Genomic DNA, 16,795 nt, shown 5'->3' on the forward strand with positions numbered 1-16,795 from the left:
AGGTGGAGCTCTTCTTCAAAGCGCTCAAGCAGAACCTGAAGATAAAGGCGTTTTTAGGTCACAGTAAAAATGCAGTGTTGACGCAGATCTGGATCGCCATGATCTGCTATCTGCTGCTCTCGTTTGCTCGCCATAGTGCGCGGCAAGGCTGGAGTGTACAACGCATTATGCGAACTCTTCAGGTGAGCTTGTTCGAACGCATTCCCCTTTGGGCGCTGCTCAATCCTCCTCCACCCGAGCCACAAAAAAGGGACCCTCAAATGAGGATCCCTTTATGATCAAAAAAACTATGGGACAGCAGTGGCCTATAGTAGGGTTTTCTGACACAGCTGAATAGCGGAGATAACTGTGTGCCTGATCGCCATTGCGCTGAAAACCCACCCTAAGTGGCCACTTGTGGTGCTGGCCAACCGGGATGAGTTTTATGATCGCCCAACCCGCCATCTTGGCTTCTGGCCAGACGCACCCCTGATTGGGGGACGAGACCTGTTAGCCGGCGGCACCTGGCTGGCGCTTTCCAGATCCGGCCGGTTTTCTGCGGTCACAAACTACCGTGAAGGCGGACGTAGCTTTCCGTATTCCCGCTCCCGGGGAACGCTCCCCACCGATTTTCTCCTCGGGACCCAGCCTGCCGCGCAGTTTACGCCCGACCCTCGCATTGAATCAGGCTACAACCTGCTTTGCGCCGACCACAGCGGAATCTTCTATCACAGCAACCGGGGTGGTCATACTCAGAGACTGGGACCGGGTATTCATACATTAAGCAACGGCCTGCTCGAAAGCAGCTGGCCCAAACAGCGCAATCTTCAACAGGCGTTGGAGCAGGCATTAGGGCGCGCAGACACCACGCCCGAGTCTCTACTTGAATTGTTACTGGATGAACGTACGGCTCCGGACAGCGAGCTGCCCGCCACCGGGATTTCGCTGGAGCGTGAGCGGCTCCTCTCGCGCTGCTTTATTCGCAGCCCCGGATACGGCACCCGGGCACGCACGCTGATACTGCAAAACAATGAGGGGGAGACATTGATCGAAGAGGTACAACAGGACGCACTGGGCACAACCGGCCGTGCAAGCTATCGACTCGATCTGCCACCGCTGGGCTGGAATTAACGCCCGGGCAGCACAGGCCGGGTCAGATTGCCCAGCCCCATATCCTTAAGCGATGTGCGCAGATACTCATGAATGGCTTCAGCGTCATCCATACGCATCACGCGCTGTAAGAGCGTATTGGCCTTGGCAAGACTGGTCCCACGGATAGCGGATTTTACCTTGGGTAGGTTATTGGAGTTCATCGACAGTACGTCATACCCCATCGCCATCAACAGCAGCGCACCGCCTGGGTCGGCCGCCATTTCACCACAGATCGATACCGGCTTATGCTCCTTGCGCGCTTCCTGAGCCACAAAATGCAACACTCTCAGCACTGCCGGGTGGTAGGGTGCATAGAGCCCGGCCACACGCGGATTATTGCGATCCACCGCGAGCAGGTATTGAGTCAGGTCGTTGGAGCCCACCGAAATAAAGTCCACCTTGCGTGCAAAGCGCCGCGTCAGATACACCGCCGCCGGCACCTCCACCATCACACCGACAGGCGGTCGCTCCACATCCAGCCCCTCCTCCTGCAGCTCACGCACAGCACGATCAATCTGCTTACTGGCCTCCTCGATCTCATGCATGCTGGTGACCATCGGCAGCATGATTCGCAGGTTGCCGAAGCCCAAGGCAGCACGCAGCATGGCACGCACCTGAACCAGGAAGATCTCGGGATGATCCAGGGTCACCCGGATACCTCGCCACCCCAGGAAGGGGTTATCCTCTTCGATGGGGAAGTAAGGTAAAGCCTTATCCCCCCCCACATCGAGCGTTCGCATGGTGACCGGACGCGGCGCAAAGGCCTCGAGCTGACGCCGATAGATCTGTAACTGCTCCTGCTCACTGGGAAAGAAGTCGCGGGTCATAAACGGAATCTCGGTCCGGTACAGACCGATACCCTCGGCCCCCCGCTCCAGCGAGCGCTCCACATCGCTGACCAAACCGGTATTAACCCAGAGCGGCATCCGGTAACCATCCGTGGTCTGTGCCGGCAGATCACGCAGGGTTTCGAGCCCGGCGGCAATCATCTGCTCTTCGCGCAGGATCTCTCCAAAAGCGTTTTTGAGATCATCGGATGGGTTGACGTAAACACGGCCGGTATAGCCGTCGAGAATGACTTCCCGCCCTTCCAGGCGAGTAAACGGGAGATCCACCACCCCCATGGCCGTCGGGATGCCCATGGAGCGGGCCAAAATGGCGGCATGGGAGTTCCCTGAGCCACTGACCGATACCAGGCCCACCAGCTTATCCTCCGGCACCAGCCCTAACATGGCGGGCGACAGATCATCCGCCACCAGAATGGTTTTATCCGGATACTCCACATCCTGAGAGTTCACATTTTCCTGCAGATGACTCAGAACCCGGCGCCCCAGATCACGGATATCGGTGGCTCGCTCACGCAGATAGGCATCATCCATGGCCGAGAACTCGCGCACATGTTCCGCAACCACCTCGCGGAGCGCGCCCTGAGCCCAGTTACCGGCACGAATCCGATCCGCCACCTGTCCGGCCAGCGCATTGTCCTCCAGCATCCGGAGATAGACATCGAACAAGGCCTGTTCGTCACTGCGCAACCGCTGCGCCAGATTACGACTGACCGCCCGGATATCACTGCGAACCGCCTCCAGCGCGGTATTAAACCGTTCCAGCTCCTTATCGACATCCTTGGCGGGCTTGTCCGGCACCGTTTCCAGATCAGCGGGCAGCGTCGCGACAAAGACCTGGCCGATGGCCACGCCGGGCGCTCCGGCCACACCGGAAAAGCGGCGATCCTGAGCGAAGCGCTCGCCGCCGTTTTCCACGTTGTTGCCCACCGGCTGAATCGAGCCTGTGGCCTCAGCGTGAGCGATGACGCCTGCCAGCTGCGCTGACACGGTAACGAGGAAGGCCTCTTCCGACTCATCGAAACGGCGCCGCTCGTTTTGCTGGACAACCAATACACCGAGCACTTCACCCTGATGGATGATCGGCACACCCAAAAACGCGTGATAGCGCTCTTCACCGGTGGATTTGAGATAAATATAGGAAGGGTGTACCGACGCGTCTTCCAGGTTTAACGGTTCAGCGCGCTGCCCCACCAGACCGACAACCCCTTCGGTGGGTGAGAGACTCACCTGTCCGACGGCTTCAACATTCAGCCCCTGGGTCGCCATCAATACATAACGCTGCGAAATGGTATCAAGCAGATAGATTGAACAGACCTGGGTATGCATGGCCCGCTGGATGCGACGAACGGTAAGGTCGAGCACCGAATCCAGATCCGGAGCCGTGCTCACCTCCTGTACGATTTTGCGCAGAACGCTCAACATCGTCGCCGCCATGTGATGTATGCCCCTGTCTAACGCTCTGAAACCGGCTGCAAACGCACCAGCTTCGGCGATAATTCTCGTAATGCTTTTCGATACACCTCTCGCTTAAAGGATACTACCTGTCCGAGAGGGTACCAGTAACTGACCCAACGCCATCCATCAAACTCTGGCTTGTCAGTCTCGTCGATTCTCACTGCACTGTCATGACTGAGCATACGCAACAAGAACCATTTTTGCTTCTGGCCTACGCACACTGGGTGCGAATGGCGGCGGATCATGCGTTTGGGCAAACGGTAACGCAACCAACCCCGTGTCACCGCGAGAACCTCCACATCGCCCGGCGATAACCCGATCTCCTCCTTCAGCTCTCGAAACATTGCCTGCTCGGGCGTTTCGCGTCCCTGAATACCGCCCTGTGGAAACTGCCAGGCATCCTGCCCGATGCGCCTTGCCCAAAGTACCTGACCCAGCGCGTTGACCAGAATGATACCTACATTCGGCCTGAACCCGTCTGAATCGATCACATTTTTGTCCCGAATAACTTTAATAATATGAATCTATTGTTCCACAGTTCCTCTGTTTGGCAAATAGCCACACCAATCAGCTCCGACCCCTTACTGTCTGATAGGTTCCTCCCACCGGTATGCTGGCGCAGCCCACCTCAGGCACTGTATCCTATCCGCCCTATCATACTGTTTGGAGCAACATCCCCGTGCGTTTGGCCATTTTCGATCTCGATAACACCCTGCTCAACGGCGACAGCGATCATGCCTGGGGCGAGTTTCTATGCCATCGAGGAATTGTTGACGAAGCTGAATACCGGGCGGCCAACGATCACTTTTTCCGGCAGTATCAGAACGGCACGCTGGATATCCATGAGTTTCTTAATTTCGCCCTGCGCCCGCTGGCAAACCACACGCCTGAGCAGCTCTCTCAATGGCATGACGAGTTCATGCGCGAATGCATTGAACCGATGATGCTCCCCAAGGCGCAGCAGCTTTTGGACAGCCACCGTGAGCGCGGCGAATATCTGTTGATTATCACGGCGACCAACCGCTTTGTCACCGAACCCATTGCCCAACGTCTGGGGGTAGACGGCCTGCTTGCCACCGACCCTGAACAACTCGGAGACCGCTATACCGGTCGCGTCAGCGGCACCCCCTGCTTCCAGGAGGGCAAGGTAACCCGGCTTGAGCAGTGGCTGAATCAGACCGGGTACACTCTCGAAGGCAGTAGCTTTTACAGCGACTCCTGCAACGATCTGCCGCTGCTCGAGCGGGTTGATAACCCGGTTGCCGTTAACCCGGACGAGCGCCTGACCCAGATCGCCCAGCAGCGAAGCTGGCCGATACTGGACCTGCGCCGCTGATCAGATCGCCACTTTGCAGTCCCGCAGCGTTCGGTTCAGCTCCGTCATAACCTGGCGGCGAGTGATCATACCGACTAAACGGCCCTGCTCGACCACCGGGTAATTTTTAGGTTTGGCCTGGCTCATCTGCTGGGCCAGGTCGATAACACTGTCGCCCGGGGAAACGCAGAGTGGCTCCGCGTGCATGATATCCTTGACTTGGATCCGACTGTCACAGTAATAGCTGCTACTGACCAGGTAGCGAAGGCAGTCGTGCTCGGACAGAAAACCCACCACAGCCCGACGACCATCGACCACTGGTAGGCCCAGCTGGCCGGAAACCAGTATCAACTCCACCGCTTCGGATAGTGCCATATCGGCAGTGAGCGGATGCGCGACCGGGAGCATCAGGTCACGCACCTGTTTCTGATGTAGCATGCGACTTTCCTCTCTTTCTCATTCTTTTCGTAAAAAGTTTGGCAGAGGATCGTCGCTTTTGCCTGTACGTCGAGATAAATTTTTGATCAGGGACAGGGATAGGTGTAGCGCGTGTGAATCGCCTCGATCTCGGCCATGACACTCTCCTCAAGCCTGAGCTCTACCGATGCAATATTCGCCTTGAGCTGCTCCATGCGCGTCGCACCGATAATGTTGGCACCGAGGAAGTCACGGGTATTCACAAACGCCTGCGCCAGCATGGCTGGATCCAGCCCCACTTTCTGCGCCAGTGCCACATAGGCCTCTGTCGCTGCTATGCCAGATTCAGTCATATAACGAGCAAACTGAGGGAATTCGACCAAACGTGAGCCCGCCGGCTGGGCACCGCCGAGGTATTTGCCACTCAGCACGCCAAAAGCCAGGGGCGAGTACGCCAGAAGATCCACCTGTTCGCGCAGCAACACTTCGGCCAGACCTACTTCCAGTGAGCGGTTCAACAGGTTATAGGGGTTCTGGACCGAAACCACACGTGGCAGATCATGCAGCTCTGCCAGTTGCAGAAACTTCATCGTGCCCCAGGCCGTCTCGTTGGAGAGGCCGATATGACGTATTTTACCCTCGTCCACAAGCTCCTGGAGCACCTGGAGCGTTTCCAGTATCGGTGTGCCATCTTTCTCGGGCTGATGCTCGTAACCCAAGCGACCAAACATATTGGTACTGCGGTCGGGCCAGTGCAGCTGGTAAAGATCGATGTAATCGGTCTGCAGGCGGGTCAGAGAATCCTCCACCGCCTGGCGCAGATTTACCCGGTCGAAATGAAGATCAGGGCGAATGTAGCTGACCTGATCTCCGGGGCCTGCCGCCTTGGTTGCCAACACGACTTGCTCACGCATCCCTCGCGCTTTCATCCAGTTACCGATATAGCGCTCGGTGTTACCTTGATACTCTGGGTCCGTGGGTACCGGATACATCTCCGCCGCGTCGAACAGGTTAACCCCCTGTGCGAGCGCATAGTCCATCTGCTCGAAGGCTTCCGCTTCCGTATTAGTGCGACCAAAGGTCATCGTTCCGAGAGAGATTCGACTGACGCACAGGTCGGACCGGCCCAGCGTTTTGTATTCCATACTCAAGTCACTCCTTGGTTTTGCAAATGGTGATTAACTGGCAGGTAAAACGCGCAAAAAATAGGCTTTCAGGTATTCGGTTTCCGGTATGGCCGGATGGATCGGATGGTCGGCCCCCTGGTACCCCTGGGCGAAGATCTGCGCGCTGCGATCAAGCTCCCGGCTGTTTGCACGCAGCAAGTCCACCAGCCGGTCGCGCTGCAGGTGCATTGAGCAAGAGGCCGATATCAACACACCATCGCGGGCCAAAAGGCGCATGGCGAAGTTGTTGATACGTCCATAGGCGCGCTCACCATTACGGATATCCTTGCGTTTCTGGATAAAGGCAGGGGGATCAACGATCACCACATCGTAGCGTTCACGCTCGGCCACCATCGCCTTACACAAATCAAACGCATCACCCTGCAAAGCCCGGAAACGAGATGCGCCGTCATTAAGCCTCGCATTTTCGGCGGCCACTTCCAGTGCGCCAGCCGACGCATCGACACAGGATACCTCTTCAGCACCGGCAGCCAGCGCCTGTGCGCCCCAACCACCCACATAGCTGAACAGATCCAGCACACGCTTGCCTTTGACCATCCGCTGCATCCGCGCCCGGTTTTCCCGGTGATCATAAAACCAGCCGGTCTTCTGTCCGGTGAGTACCGGCGCCAGCAACTCGACACCGTTCTCTGTAAGGCGGGTCAGCTCAGGCACTTCGCCCTGCACCACTTCCACGTAGGTTTCGAGTCCTTCTACAGCACGCATCTTACCGTCGTTACGCAGGACGATTGCAGCGGGCTTGAAGACCTTATTGAGTGCCTCGATGACCAGCGGCTGTACACGATCCATCCCGGCAGTGGCTATCTGCACCACAAAAGTATCATAGAAGCGATCGATCACCAGCCCTGGCAGACCGTCCGAGTCTCCATATACCAAGCGGTAGCAAGGCTGATCGAAGTGCGCATCGCGCAGTGAGGCCGCCACTTTAAGCCTGTGTACCAGCAGCGATCGGTCCAACGGATGCTCTGTGCTGCGACCGATCAAGCGGCCGCAGATAAGCGTATTGGGGTTTACGTATGCCAACCCCAGGGACTTGCCTCGGGCATTGATCACCTCCACCTGCTCACCAGGTTCAAAGCTTTTTAGCGGCGATCGGCCGTTGTCGACTTCGTTGCTATAGATCCAAAGATGGCCTGCACGCAGACGGCGGTCGGCGTTGGCCTGAAGCACCAGAGGTTTGAGTGTCATAATCACTTTTTCGAACGATAGAACCCGCCTCGGCGCACGCCAAAGCGGGTCAGAGTGGAGGGCTTAGTCTTCTTCGCAGTGCGAGGCGTAGGTATCAGCATCGAGCAACGCTTCCAGCTCAGCCGGGTCGCTCAACTTCACCTTGAAAAACCAGCCGTCGCCGTATGGATCACTATTGACCAGTTCGGGCGCGTCCTCCAGTTCTTCATTGATCGCAATCACCTTGCCGCTGACCGGCGCGTAAAGATCGGAGGCCGCCTTTACCGACTCCACCACACCCGCTTCATCGCCCGCCGACACGTCGGCGTCCAGATCCGGCAACTCCACGAACACCACATCCCCGAGCAGGTCCTGAGCGTGGTCACTGATACCGATTGAAACGACACCCTCTCCTTCGTCTCGAACCCACTCATGGCTCGCCGCGTATTTCAGTTCACTGGGGATATTGCTCATTTTTTAGATCCTTGCTTTTAAATTCAGGAATGACCCTGGGCACCTTTGCGCACAAACGGGGGCCTGACAATCTTTACGGGCAGCGTCTTACCCCGCACCAGAACGCTGGCTTCGGCATCCGCAGCGGCTGGTACCCGAGCCAGCGCGATGGAGTAACCCAGCGTGGGGGAGAACGTACCGCTGGTGATTTCACCCTCGCCGAGCCCATCGACCACAACGGTCTGGTGCGCGCGTAACACGCCACGCTGCTCCAACACCAGTCCCACCAGTTTAGACGGCACACCGCCATCGCGCTGCCGCTCCAGCGCCTCCCGGCCAATAAAACTTCGCTCCTGGGGCTCCCAGGCAACAGTCCAACCCATATTGCTCTGCAACGGGGTCACCGTTTCATCCATATCGGAACCGTAGAGATTCAGGCCCGCTTCCAGTCGGAGGGTATCCCGTGCTCCCAGCCCACAGGGCCGCACACCGGCATCGACCAGAGCCTGAAAAAAAGTGAGTGCTTCCTCCTCAGGTATCATCACCTCCAGGCCATCCTCGCCGGTGTAGCCGGTGCGGGCGATAAACCAGCCCTCGGACTCCTGCCCCTGAAACACTTTCAGCTGACCGATTAGGCGCGCCCGGGACTCGCTGAGCACGGAAGCGGCCAACTGGCGCGCTTTGGGGCCCTGAACAGCAATCATGGCCAGATCAGGCTGCTCGGCCAGGGACACATCGAAGCGTACGGCGCAATCCGCCATCCAGCTCAGGTCATTATCCCGCGTAGCGCAATTGACGACGACTCGATACCACTCGCCCGTGACGCCCGGCTCAGTCATCAGATAAACGATCAGATCATCAATCACACCGCCATGCTCATTCAGCATCGGACTGTAGAGCGCCCGACCCTGGGTATCCAGCCGCGCCACATCGTTGGCAAGCAGATGGCGCAGGTAGCTGCGTGCATCAGGGCCAGAGACATCGACAATGGTCATGTGGGAGACATCAAATACGCCAGCCTCACGGCGCACCTGATGATGCTCCTCAACCTGAGAGCCATAATGTAACGGCATATCCCAGCCACTGAAGTCGACCATTTTGGCGCCCAGCGCCAAGTGCTGATCATGGAGAGGAGTTGTTTTTGCCATCAGCGCTTCCGTCATCTTTGACAGCCGCCCCGCTACTTACCTTGATGCGGCGGACCGGATGCCCGGAAAAAAGGGATGACAATGTATCGGCAAATACCGGGCAGTTCAATCTTTAGCCGATTTTGGCCTTTACGGGCGAGGGTCGACGGGCGAAACGGGGGATATCACCTCGCAACCCCATCGCCATCATCATCAGGTGCTGCTTCACCGGTGACAGACGATCCATAAACCCCATGCCCGCTGATCGCAGCAGCTTCACCGGTGCCGGCCAGTCATCGAAGAGACGCCTAAAGGTTTCCATGGCAGCCGCTGTCTGAAGATTATCCGAGCGCCGCATCCGCTGAAAACGACTTAAGACCGACTCATCCCCCGGTGCCTCGCCCCGCTTGACCGCATCAATGATAACCTCGGCCAGCGCTGCAGCATCCAGCAGCCCCAGGTTGACCCCCTGCCCAGCCAACGGATGAATGGTGTGCGCAGCATCCCCCACCAGCGCCAGGCCAGGCTTGACATACTGCTGAGCATGGCGCTGACGAAGCGGGTGCATATAGCGCCGATCCGCGGTCAACACCTCGCCCAATCGCGCTTCAAAGGCGCGGGTCAACGCCTGACAGAACGCGTCATCGCCCAGGGACATCAGCTCCCGCGCATGCCCCGGAGAGGTGGACCAGACAATAGACAGGGTATGGCCGCCTGGTTCAGAAAGAGGCAGCAACGCCAGTGGGCCGTCTTCGGTAAAACGCTGCCAGCAGGTGTCCTGATGAGGATGCTCCGTGGTGATGGTGGTCACAATCGCATGGTGACCATAATCCCATTCCGTTGTCCCCATGCCGGTCAAAGCGCGGATACGTGAATGAGCACCATCCGCGCCCACCAGCAAAGCGGTGGTCAACTCGCGTCCATCGCTGAGTTTAAGCGTATGGTGCCCTACACTATCCGCGGCACTGACGGTTTCAATGTGAATCCCCGGCTCGAAAATGATGTTGCCATGCCCCGCCATCACCTGATAAAGCGCGGCCAGTGTCACCCGGTTCTCAACAATATGGCCCAGGCAGGGCTCATGCAGCTCGACCGCACTGAAATGGATCGAGCCACGTCCCTGCCCATCCCAAACCTCCATATCGGTATAGGGCGAAACGCGCGCCTCAACCATCCGGGGCCAGGCGTCAAGGTAAGTCAGAAACTGCTGCGAGGCACAGGTCAACGCGCTGACCCGCGAATCAAACCCTAGCCTGCTCAACTCCGGCAAGCGCTCAATCAGCTCCAAGGGCTGATCGGTACGCGACTCAAGTATACGAATCCGCAGACCCGATGATGCCAACGCGCAGCCCAGGGCGACACCGACCATGCCGCCACCCACAATGATGACATCCTGCCCACTTACCGACTGCTGATCCATGGAACCGCTCTCCTGCCTTACCTACTTCAATCCGATACCCGCAATCGCGGTGCCGGTTCACTTAACCCCATCGCGGCCCGGGTCAGGAGTGTTTTCGCCAGCGGGCAGCACTCCAGCGCATTGAGCCCGACATCCCGCAACAGCGCGAGGCCCGGCCGCTCATGGGTGAACAGTTTCATGGTCAGATCACTGAACTGAATGGTTCTGAATTGATCGCCCCGGCGCGCCGCCTCAAACGCCTGCAGGGCGTGCAGATCACCCAAGGGAAGGCCCTGATGACGACGTTCGATTATCAAATCGGCCAGCGCGGTAACACCACGAAATGCCAGATTGAACCCCTGCCCGGCGATAGGGTGCAGTGCATGGGCGGCATTACCCAGCACCACTAGTCCGGCGCGCACCTGCTCTTGAGCAAGCACGAGTTTTAAGGGGTAGTGGAAACGCTCGCCGACCCGGATAAAACGTCCGGCTCGGTATCCAAACCGTTGCTGGAGGCGGTCGAGGAACGCCTGATCACTCAACGCCAGCACCTCTTCGACCTGATCCTCCGGCAATGTCCACACCAGCCCACAGCGCGCCTGGCCATCCAGGTCTTCGCCGGGCAGTAAAGCAATAGGCCCGGTATCGGTAAACCGTTCGTAGGCCACCCCTGCGTGGGGGCGATCCAGGCTGACGTTGGCCACCAGGGCATGTTGATCATAGCTGCTCTGACTGTAGCCGATTCCCAATCGCTCACGCAGGGCCGACCGGCCGCCATCAGCGAGAACAACCAGCCCCGCTCTGACCTGGCGTTCACGCCCCTCCTCATTCAGGACCGCCGTACACCCATCGGAACGGTTATCCAGATCCACAACTTCAGCCGGGGCGATAAATTCAACCCAGGGCGCCCCATCACGGCCAAGCCGGCTGAGCAAAACCTGACCCAGCCAGTGATTCTCCACCACATAGCCCAGCGCCGGAACCTGTTCTCGCTGAGCATTGAGCCGGGTCGCGCCAAAATGCCCCCGATCCGATACATGGATATGGTCTATCGGCGTGAGATGCTCCGCCAGCGTATCCCAAAGTCCCATTCGCTCAAACGCCGCTCGAACGCCATACGCCAACGCCGTGGAGCGCGTATCGTAGCTGGGCTGAAAAACAGGCTCACCCGGCCCGGGCGGCGCCTCGGTTTCCACGACGGCGACCTTCAGATTCAGGGTTTGCGCCACCGGCAGCAGTGCGCAGGCCAAGCTTGCGCCCACCATGCCGCCGCCGACGATCAACAGATCATAGTCAGTTGTCATCTTCAGTTCCGGTTCATCAGCGCCTCGATCGCCTCGGCAGACTTTGGCACATCGGCGGTTAAAACCTCGCAGCCCTGCTCCGTGACGACCACATCATCCTCGATCCGGATACCGATACCACGCCAGCGGGGTTCAACCGATTCGTTGTGCGGAGAGACATAGATACCCGGCTCGACCGTCATGACCATCCCGGGTTCCAGCGGCCTCCAGTTGCCAGCCACTTTGTAGTTACCCACATCATGCACATCCATACCCAGCCAATGCCCGATACGATGCATATAGAAGGTACGGTAAGCCCCCTCTTCGATCAGTTTTTCCGGTTCACCCTCGAGCAACCCCAGCTCGACCAGGCCTTCGGTCAGCAGACGCACCGACAGGTCATGAACCTCGTTCCAGGGCAAGCCGGGTCGGATAAGTGCGATACAGGCTTCGTTGGTTTTAAGTACCAGCTCATAGAGAGCCCGCTGCTCCGGGCTGAAGCGGCCATTGACCGGAAAGGTGCGTGTGATATCACTGGCATAGCAGTCCAGCTCACACCCCGCATCGATCAGCACCAGCGAGCCATCATCAATCGGCGCATTATTTTCGATATAGTGCAGTATGCAGCCATTCGCGCCGCCGCCGACGATGGGGCTGTAAGCCTGGTGGCGAGCACCCTCACCCATGCAATGGCTCAGGATCTTGGCCTCAAGCTCATATTCATGAACACCGGGGTGTGCGTACAGCATCGCTTCCACATGCGCTGCCGCAGAGATACGCGCCGCAGCCCGCATCACATCCAGCTCTTCTGACTCTTTGAACAGGCGCATTTCATGCAACAGGTTATCCAGCAATACCAGTTCTTCCGGAGCCTCTGCTCCCTGACGTGCCTTGGCTCGAACCGCGTTGAGCCAGCCACGCACCCGGTTATCCAGCGTTTCGTCACTGCCCAGCGCGTAATAGAGACGGCGGGAACCGTCCAGCAATTGCGGTACCTGTTCGTCAAGCTCGGCAAGTACAAACGCCTGATCCGCCCCATAGCGCTCTACGCAGCCTTCGGGACCGGCCCGGTACCCGGTCCAGATCTCCATATCCGGATCCCGTGGCGGACAGAACAAAACGGTTTCACCCTCAGCACGACCGGGCTTGAGCACCAGCAGCGCATCTGGCTCATCAAAACCGGTCAGGTAATAGAAATCGCTGTTCTGGCGAAACGGATACTCGGCATCCCGGTTACGGTTCACCAGTGTCGAGCCGGCTACCAGCGCCACGCTTCCTTCAGGGAGCTGTTCGAGCAGGCGCCGACGTCTTGCGGCATAGGTTTGCGGGCTTATTCGCATGGCGTCGTTCTCTCCAAAAAGGACTTCAATGCAGTGTGGGGGGCTTTGCCTCGGCGTCCGATTCGGGAACCCGGTTACACTCGTTGAACATCAGCATCGCAGCCATCCTGACATACTCCTGCACCTCCATCAGATCAGCCTCATCCTCTTCCGATTCGGCGTCAGTGTCAGCGGCGATCTGAGCGATCTGAGCCAGGTCCTGCAACCCTTCGCTGGCTTCCTGGGACAGCTTGGTGTTCGCTTTTGTATGCAGGCCGAAACCACTGAGGAACCCACTGCACCAGCTACCCAGTGCCTCGGCACGCTGCGCCAGCATCTGGTCATCGTCCGGCAACAGCAGAGCGAATCCAAAATCATCGGATTCATACTGTGCGAGGGTACGCTGATAGAGCTCAATCAGCCCCAGTTTAGTGGTTTCACTGCGCAGTGCACTGACATCCATCAGTTCCTGGAAAACCTTGAGCAGGGTATCGGCATCAAACCGGGCACCCGCGGCAAGCTGCCCGGCAAGCAGGCCGTGCAGCTCAGCCGGAGATACGGCCAGCACGCCCTCCTCGATCAGCAAGTTGGCCACCAGATCGAAGTCAGGCAGTGCTACAGGGGATTCATCATTGCTCATAGTCGGGAATATTGTCTGATCAGGTGAGGGGAAGACAGCTATGCTAGCACCTCAACCTGGCGAGAACGAGGGGGGAGCTCAGAACTGGCAGCACACTTGGTTGCGCCCGCCCTCTTTAGCTTTGTAGAGCGCATTGTCGGCCCGCATGCTCAGGCTCTTTTGGCGATCGCCCGGTTGCCACAGCGCCACACCGATACTCGTTGTGCATCCGCCAACCTCGCTGAACCGGTGTTCACCAATCACCCGGCACAAGCGTTCACCCAGGGCACGAGCTCGCTGTGCATCGGCGCCAGGTGCAATCACCATAAACTCTTCGCCGCCCCAGCGGGCGATAATATCCTCCCGGTCACAGGCCGTCTTCAGCAGCCCGGCGAACTCGGTCAGCAGGGCATCGCCAGCGGCGTGACCAAAACGATCATTAACCGCCTTGAAATGATCGATATCCAGCAACAATACCGCGAATCCTTCGCCATGCTGTTCCGCTTTCTCGATTTCACGCTCAAACATCTGCTCGATATAGAGCCGGTTTTTGAGCCGGGTCAGCCGGTCGGTGACGGACAACTCCTCCAGCATCCGGTTCTTAACCTGCAACTCTTCATGCGTATCCTGGAGACGTTGATTGCTTTCGCTGATCTGGTTATTGAGCCGCGCCAGCTTCCGGTTCCATAACAGGATGACCCCCAACACGAACGCCGCCGCCAGGGTCACCTGTGTGATCACGGCGTAATCTGTCTTGTCACGAACGGTGGCCAGCTGCAGCCAACGGTTATATATGGCTTCACGCTGACTGTCAGTCACCGAAACCAACGCCTTGTTCATCACCTGGCTCAGAATCCCGTCATCGCTGCGCATGGCGATACGGACCGGATAACCGCCCTGAACCTGGCCCGATATTTTAAGATCCCCATACACCCGCTGGCTCATGGCGCGCCCCAGCACCGGCAAACTTTCCACCACACCGTAGATTTCACCCTCATGCAGCGCTTCCAGCGCGTCCGGGAGGGTATCGTAGCTGCGCAAATTCAAACCAGGACGGCGGTCTGACAGTAATGCCTGAACACCGGAACCGTTAACGACGCCGAGCACTTCCTTACCGATTTGAGACAGATCACTGACAAATACCTGATCCAGCCCTGTGGCGATCACTAACGGGGTCGTAAACAATGTCTGGGTATAGGTCAGACCGGGGCGTCCCGCGATCATCGGCGCTTCACTGACCAGGTCACAGCGACCGGCATCAAGCGCCTCCAGTGCCGACTGGAACCCGGCCACCGGTACGACTCTGAAACTGAGTCCGGAATTATTGGCAATCACTTCCAGCATTTCGCTTAGTGCGCCAATCTGCTGGCCGTTTTCATCGATCTGCTCAAACGGCAGATGTTCCTGTTGCACGCAGATACCCAGAGCCGCCCGTGACTCAAGCCAGCCAAGCTCTTGCCCGGTCAAGTGGACATAACTGGCCGGGCTCTTTGCGCGTCCAACCCACTCTTGCTGAAGCTCGCGCTTTTCCTGCTCACTGAGACTGTCCATCGCTTTTTGCAGAATATCGCGGAGCACCCCATGATCCCGGGGTACGGCGATATGCAACGACAGCGGATCGCCACCCTCGATACGCAACGCGCTTTGGGTTTTCAGGTTGGGTATACCGTATTTCTGGCGCAGGTGGTCAGCCACTGTCATCAACTCGATGGTGGCATCAGCCTCTCCGGTACTGACCATCATCAGCGCTTCCAGGCTGTCGTCGGTGGCAATGAGCTCGATCTCGGGCACCCGGCTAAGCTGATCGTACATATAGAAACCGTCAGGTAACGCGATCCGCTTGTGTTTGAGATCATCGAAGGTACGAATATCGGGGCTATCCTGCTGCTGATACAGCGCCTGGGCGAGCCGGATATAGGGCCGGGTAAACTGCATATAGGTTTCGCGTTCAGGGCTACGCACGATATTCATCATCACATCGAGCTCGCCCCGGCGCATCATATGCAGGTACTCATCCCAGCTTTTTCCGCTGACAAACTCTACTTTCAGACCCACCCGGTCGGCTAACAGCTTGATCAGCTCAACCGAATGCCCCCTGGGCTGACCATTCTCGAAAAAATTATAGGGCTCGAACTTGGCTTCGTTGTGCGCGGTGATAACCGGATGGCGTTTGACATACTCGCGCTCCTCAGGCGATAGAGGGACAGTCCTCGCGTCACGAATAAAGCCCAGGGACGCTCCCCCGACCCAGCGATCAATCAGCTGCTTACGCTCAGTCTCAGTGATCGCATCCAGCCCTTTCTGCAAGATCGAGCGCACCTCCGGCTGCTCGGGCTGCACACCAAATCGCAGGTCTTCCCGCCCCACACTATCGAGCTGGAACTCCCCAACCACTTTCAGGTTGGTGTAGGCGTTACGCGTGGCATAGTGATAGCCGGAGGTCAGGTTCTGAATCGCGGCATCGACTTCGCCATAGGCCAGAGCCCGAATCAGGGTTTCATAATCGTCGTATTCGCTCACCTCGATATCACTGTGAGAGCGCAGCTCCGGCAGATAAAAAATATTCTGCAACACGCCGACCTTACGGCCGGACAGGTCAGCAAGCCCCTCATACCCGCCAAATTCCTTGCGGGTAAAGACCACCGTCGGAATCTCGAAGTATGGGGTGGTATAAAGGGTGAATGCGGTTCGTTCAGGCTTGAAGGAGATATCGGAGATCGCATCGATCTGCCGCTCGCGCAGCCGACGCAGGTTGTTGGACCATTCACCGCTTTGCAGCTGGATCTTAAGCCCGGTTTTCTGCTCCAGCAGCGCAACCAGATCAGGGACAAACCCTTTGAGCTCGCCCTCCTCGACAAACGAAAAGGGCACAAAATCATACATCGCGGCCATGGTCACCGGCTGCCCGCTTTCGACCCGCGCACGCTCGGCGTCACTGAGCACCAGATCCGCAGCAGCGAACCGGGCCAGAAACAGACAAAACAGTGACAAACAGACTAGAATGCGAGTCAACACAACGTCCCTGTATAACCGACTGGTCAAAATCTAAACATGCCACCTTGCATAGCCAAGCGC

General features: G+C 57.9%; 14 protein-coding genes and 1 pseudogene. 3 read left to right on the top strand and 12 right to left on the bottom strand.

Annotated features, from left to right (window positions below; all coding sequences use genetic code 11):
- Window positions 1-278, top strand: a pseudogene (locus G403_RS25455) (IS4 family transposase); the annotation flags it as partial.
- Window positions 279-348: 70 nt separating this feature from the next.
- Entirely contained in the window at window positions 349-1,110 is a 762-nt protein-coding gene (locus G403_RS0106530; protein WP_027853281.1) for an NRDE family protein, read from the top strand.
- Here G403_RS0106530 and ptsP read toward each other — a convergent pair.
- Window positions 1,107-3,401 (bottom strand): phosphoenolpyruvate--protein phosphotransferase, encoded by a 2,295-nt coding sequence (gene ptsP, locus G403_RS0106535; protein WP_027853282.1) that lies wholly within the window; start codon window positions 3,399-3,401, stop codon window positions 1,107-1,109. The genes G403_RS0106530 and ptsP overlap by 4 nt on opposite strands.
- A gap of 29 nt (window positions 3,402-3,430) precedes the next feature.
- On the bottom strand, window positions 3,431-3,925 hold the full coding sequence (locus G403_RS0106540) for an RNA pyrophosphohydrolase (protein ID WP_027853283.1): 495 nt from the start codon (window positions 3,923-3,925) through the stop codon (window positions 3,431-3,433).
- A 188-nt stretch (window positions 3,926-4,113) separates the two neighbouring features.
- On the opposite strand from G403_RS0106540, the gene G403_RS0106545 reads away from it, so the two are divergent.
- Window positions 4,114-4,770 (top strand): histidinol-phosphatase, encoded by a 657-nt coding sequence (locus G403_RS0106545; RefSeq protein WP_027853284.1) that lies wholly within the window; start codon window positions 4,114-4,116, stop codon window positions 4,768-4,770.
- Here the strand turns inward: G403_RS0106545 and G403_RS0106550 are convergent, their stop codons facing one another.
- The 10 genes from G403_RS0106550 to G403_RS0106595 form a co-directional block, all read right to left on the bottom strand.
- Window positions 4,771-5,187 carry a CBS domain-containing protein gene (locus G403_RS0106550; RefSeq protein WP_036232869.1) on the bottom strand — a complete coding sequence of 139 codons (417 nt, stop codon included), beginning with the start codon at window positions 5,185-5,187 and terminating at the stop codon, window positions 4,771-4,773.
- An 86-nt stretch (window positions 5,188-5,273) separates the two neighbouring features.
- Window positions 5,274-6,311: an NADP(H)-dependent aldo-keto reductase gene (locus G403_RS0106555; RefSeq protein WP_027853286.1), complete on the bottom strand. Its 1,038-nt coding sequence runs from the start codon at window positions 6,309-6,311 to the stop codon at window positions 5,274-5,276.
- Window positions 6,312-6,344: 33 nt separating this feature from the next.
- A complete protein-coding gene (locus tag G403_RS0106560; protein WP_027853287.1) occupies window positions 6,345-7,541 on the bottom strand; it encodes a class I SAM-dependent rRNA methyltransferase in 1,197 nt (398 codons plus the stop codon).
- 63 nt (window positions 7,542-7,604) lie between these two features.
- Window positions 7,605-7,994, bottom strand: coding sequence for a glycine cleavage system protein GcvH (gene gcvH, locus G403_RS0106565; RefSeq protein ID WP_027853288.1), 390 nt, complete (start codon window positions 7,992-7,994; stop codon window positions 7,605-7,607).
- 23 nt (window positions 7,995-8,017) lie between these two features.
- The gene (gene gcvT / locus G403_RS0106570) at window positions 8,018-9,121 is read right to left on the bottom strand and encodes a glycine cleavage system aminomethyltransferase GcvT (RefSeq protein ID WP_027853289.1); all 1,104 of its coding nucleotides are present in this window, start codon (window positions 9,119-9,121) and stop codon (window positions 8,018-8,020) included.
- A gap of 112 nt (window positions 9,122-9,233) precedes the next feature.
- Window positions 9,234-10,520, bottom strand: a complete 1,287-nt coding sequence (locus G403_RS0106575) for a UbiH/UbiF/VisC/COQ6 family ubiquinone biosynthesis hydroxylase (RefSeq protein ID WP_027853290.1) — start codon at window positions 10,518-10,520, stop codon at window positions 9,234-9,236.
- Window positions 10,521-10,546: 26 nt separating this feature from the next.
- The gene (ubiH, locus tag G403_RS0106580) at window positions 10,547-11,803 is read right to left on the bottom strand and encodes a 2-octaprenyl-6-methoxyphenyl hydroxylase (RefSeq protein ID WP_027853291.1); all 1,257 of its coding nucleotides are present in this window, start codon (window positions 11,801-11,803) and stop codon (window positions 10,547-10,549) included.
- Between the two features lie 2 nt (window positions 11,804-11,805).
- Window positions 11,806-13,122 (bottom strand): Xaa-Pro aminopeptidase, encoded by a 1,317-nt coding sequence (gene pepP / locus G403_RS0106585; RefSeq protein ID WP_027853292.1) that lies wholly within the window; start codon window positions 13,120-13,122, stop codon window positions 11,806-11,808.
- Window positions 13,123-13,147: 25 nt separating this feature from the next.
- Complete coding sequence (locus tag G403_RS0106590) at window positions 13,148-13,741, bottom strand: UPF0149 family protein (protein ID WP_051298649.1); 594 nt, start codon at window positions 13,739-13,741, stop codon at window positions 13,148-13,150.
- A gap of 78 nt (window positions 13,742-13,819) precedes the next feature.
- Window positions 13,820-16,732 carry a transporter substrate-binding domain-containing diguanylate cyclase gene (locus G403_RS0106595; RefSeq protein ID WP_156899653.1) on the bottom strand — a complete coding sequence of 971 codons (2,913 nt, stop codon included), beginning with the start codon at window positions 16,730-16,732 and terminating at the stop codon, window positions 13,820-13,822.
- Window positions 16,733-16,795: the final 63 nt, after the last annotated feature.

This window comes from Marinobacterium litorale DSM 23545 (assembly GCF_000428985.1).
Classification (GTDB): domain Bacteria; phylum Pseudomonadota; class Gammaproteobacteria; order Pseudomonadales; family Balneatricaceae; genus Marinobacterium_D; species Marinobacterium_D litorale.

Coding starts and splice junctions, on each gene's coding strand:
- ptsP (WP_027853282.1), bottom strand. CDS start 3,401: ATGTTGAGCGTTCTGCGCAAAATCGTACAGGAGGTGAGCACGGCTCCG.
- G403_RS0106550 (WP_036232869.1), bottom strand. CDS start 5,187: ATGCTACATCAGAAACAGGTGCGTGACCTGATGCTCCCGGTCGCGCAT.
- G403_RS0106555 (WP_027853286.1), bottom strand. CDS start 6,311: ATGGAATACAAAACGCTGGGCCGGTCCGACCTGTGCGTCAGTCGAATC.
- G403_RS0106560 (WP_027853287.1), bottom strand. CDS start 7,541: ATGACACTCAAACCTCTGGTGCTTCAGGCCAACGCCGACCGCCGTCTG.
- gcvH (WP_027853288.1), bottom strand. CDS start 7,994: ATGAGCAATATCCCCAGTGAACTGAAATACGCGGCGAGCCATGAGTGG.
- gcvT (WP_027853289.1), bottom strand. CDS start 9,121: ATGGCAAAAACAACTCCTCTCCATGATCAGCACTTGGCGCTGGGCGCC.
- G403_RS0106575 (WP_027853290.1), bottom strand. CDS start 10,520: ATGGATCAGCAGTCGGTAAGTGGGCAGGATGTCATCATTGTGGGTGGC.
- ubiH (WP_027853291.1), bottom strand. CDS start 11,803: ATGACAACTGACTATGATCTGTTGATCGTCGGCGGCGGCATGGTGGGC.
- pepP (WP_027853292.1), bottom strand. CDS start 13,122: ATGCGAATAAGCCCGCAAACCTATGCCGCAAGACGTCGGCGCCTGCTC.
- G403_RS0106590 (WP_051298649.1), bottom strand. CDS start 13,741: ATGAGCAATGATGAATCCCCTGTAGCACTGCCTGACTTCGATCTGGTG.